Origin of the sequence: Streptomyces sp. NBRC 110035, assembly GCF_000829695.1 — a bacterium.
GTDB lineage: Bacteria > Actinomycetota > Actinomycetes > Streptomycetales > Streptomycetaceae > Streptomyces.
Genome location: NZ_BBNN01000087.1, coordinates 1 through 3143, shown reverse-complemented (window position 1 = coordinate 3143; position 3143 = coordinate 1). Strand labels below are relative to the sequence as shown.

1 pseudogene is annotated in these 3143 nt (G+C 73.5%); it reads right to left on the bottom strand.

What is annotated here, in order from left to right:
* Positions 1-3127 (bottom strand): annotated as a pseudogene (locus tag TU30_RS32735) (type I polyketide synthase); the annotation flags it as partial.
* Positions 3128-3143 lie beyond the last annotated feature (16 nt).

The window sequence follows — 3143 nt, the reverse complement described above, 5'->3', positions numbered from 1 at the left end:
AGAAGCCGACCTCCAGCACGGATGCGGTGTCGGAGTCGAGGGAGGTGATCCGCTCCAGTTGGCCTTCCAGGGCCTCCTCGGACTTGGCCGACACCGGCCACGGCACGGCCTCGGGAACGCGCCCGGGCTCCACGGCCAAAGTGACGGGCTCGGTCTCCGGGGCCTGCTCGATGATGGTGTGCGCGTTGGTGCCGCTGATACCGAAGGACGACACACCGGCACGGCGCGGACGTCCGGTCTCCGGCCAGTCGACGGTCTCGGTGAGCAGGCGCACCTCGCCCTCGGTCCAGTCCACGTGGGTCGACGGCGCGTCGATGTGCAGGGACTTGGGCAGAAGGCCGTGGCGGAGCGCCATGACGGTCTTGATGACGCCGGCGACGCCGGAGGCGGCCTGGGCGTGCCCGATGTTCGACTTGATCGAGCCGAGCAGCAGCGGCCGGTCGGCGGGACGGTCCTGGCCGTAGGTGGCGAGCAGCGCCTGCGCCTCGATCGGGTCGCCCAGGGTCGTGCCGGTGCCGTGCGCCTCGACGGCGTCCACGTCGGCGGTCGAGAGCCCCGCGCTCGCCAGGGCCTGCCGGATCACGCGCTGCTGGGAAGGGCCGTTGGGCGCGGTCAGCCCGTTGGAGGCACCGTCCTGGTTGACGGCCGAGCCGCGCAGCACGGCGAGCACCTCGTGCCCGTTGCGGCGGGCGTCGGAGAGGCGCTCGACGACGAGCATGCCGACGCCCTCGGACCAGCCGGTGCCGTCGGCGGAGTCGGCGAACGCCTTGCAGCGGCCGTCGGGGGCGAGGCCGCCCTGCCGGGTGAACCCGGCGTATCCCATGGCGGTCGACATCACGGTGACGCCGCCCGCGAGGGCGAGGCTGCACTCGCCGGAGCGCAGCGCGTGGGCCGCCCAGTGCAGGGCGACCAGGGAGGAGGAGCAGGCGGTGTCGATCGTGACCGCCGGGCCCTCCAGGCCGAAGGTGTAGGAGAGACGGCCGGAGATGACGCTGGTGGCGAGACCGGTCGGGGCGTGGCCCTCGGCGTCCTCGCTGGAGTTCATGACGAGGGTGGTGTAGTCCTGGCCGCTGGTGCCGACGAAGACACCGGTCTGGCTCCCGCGCACGGTCGCCGGATCGATGCCGGCGCGTTCGAACGCCTCCCAGGACGTCTCGAGCAGCAGGCGCTGCTGCGGGTCCATGGCGAGGGCCTCGCGCGGGGAGATCCCGAAGAAGCCGGCGTCGAAGTCGGCGACGTCGTAGAGGAACCCGCCCTCGGAGGTGGCGCTGCGGCCGTGGCCGCCGTGGCCGCCGCGCATGAGGGTCTCCAGGTCCCAGCCGCGGTCGGTCGGGAAGGCCGAGATGCCCTCGCGGCCCTCGACGACGAGCCGCCACAGTTCCTCGGGCGAGCTGACGCCGCCGGGCATCCGGCAGGCCATGCCGACGATGACCACCGGGTCGTCGGCCGTCGCGGGCAGAACCGTGCCGGTGGCCGCGGGCGTGCCGGCGACCCGCTCCTCCTCGAGCAGCGCGGCCACCAGGTGCTCGGCGAGCACGGTGGGCGTCGGGTAGTCGAAGACGAGGGTCGCCGGGAGCCGCAGGCCGGTGACCCCGGTGAGGCGGTTGCGCAGTTCGACGGCGGTGAGCGAGTCGAAGCCGAGGTCGTGGAAGTCGCGGTCGGCCTCGACGGCCTTGGGCGAGGAGTGGCCGAGCACGGAGGCGGCCTCGCCGCGGACCAGGTTGAGCAGGACGCGGACGCGTTCCTCCTCCCGCGTCTGAAGGAGCTGGCGGGTGAGGTCCGCGGCGACCCGGGCCCCGCCGACGGCGGTGGCGGCCGCGCGCCGGGTGCCGCGCACCAGGTTGCGCAGCAGCGGCGGCACCTCACCGGGCATCCGGGTGTTGCCGGAGGCACCGATGGGCACGAGGTACGGCTCGTCGGAGACCGTGGCGGCGTCCCAGAGCGCGAGGCCCTGTTCGACGGTGAGGGGCGGTGCGGCCGAGGCGGCCATCCTCCGGGCACTGGCGTCGGAGAGGGTGCCGGTCATGCCGGCGTCCTGGACCCAGGCGCCCCAGGCCAGGGAGAGGGCGGGCAGGCCGGACGCGGACCGCTGCTGGGCGAGCGCGTCCAGGAAGACGTTGGCCGCCGCGTAGTTGCCCTGACCGGCGCTGCCCATCACGCCGGACACCGACGAGAACATGACGAACGCGGCCAGGTCCAGGTCCCGGGTCAGCTCGTGCAGGTGCCAGGCGGCGTCGACCTTCGGCCGCAGCACGTCCGAGACCCGCTCCGCCGACAGGGAGGTCACCACACCGTCGTCCAGCACACCGGCCGCGTGCACGACCGCGGTCAGCGGATGCGCCGCGGGGACCTCGGCGAGGAGCGCCTCGACCGCCTCGCGCTCGGCCATGTCGCAGGCGGTGATGTCCACGACCGCTCCGGCGGCCGCGAGTTCGTCCCGCAGCTCGGCGGCGCCTTCGGCCTCGATGCCCCGGCGGGACACCAGGAGGAGGCGGCGCGCGCCCCGCGCGGTCACCAGGTGGCGGGCCAGTTCCCGGCCCAGGCCTCCGGTGCCGCCGGTGATCAGGACGGTGCCGTCGGGGTTCCAGCGCGGCGGCATCGTCAGCACGATCTTGCCCACGTGCCTGGCCTGGCTCATGAACCGGAACGCCTCACGCGCCCGCCGCACATCCCACACCCTCACCGGAAGGGGCCGCAGAGCCCCCCCGGCGAACAGCTCCACCAGCTCCCGCAGCATCTCCTGCGTACGGTCCGCACCCGCCTCACCCAGGTCGAAGGCACGGTAGGCCACCCGCTCGACCGACCGCGGATCACGGATGTCGGTCTTGCCCATCTCCAGGAACCGGCCACCGTCGGCCGTCAGCCGCAACGACGCATCCACGAACTCCCCGGCCAGCGCGTTCAGAACCACATCCACGCCCCGGCCACCGGTCACCGCCCGGAACTTCTCCTCGAAACCCAGATCACGCGAGGACGCGATGTGATCCTCGTCCAGACCCAGACCCCGCAAAGCCTCCCACTTGCCCTCACTCGCAGTCGCGAACACCTCCGCACCCAGATGCCGCGCCAACTGCACCGCCGCCATCCCCACACCGCCCGCACCGGCATGCACCAGCACCGACTCCCCCCGCCCCGCACACCCC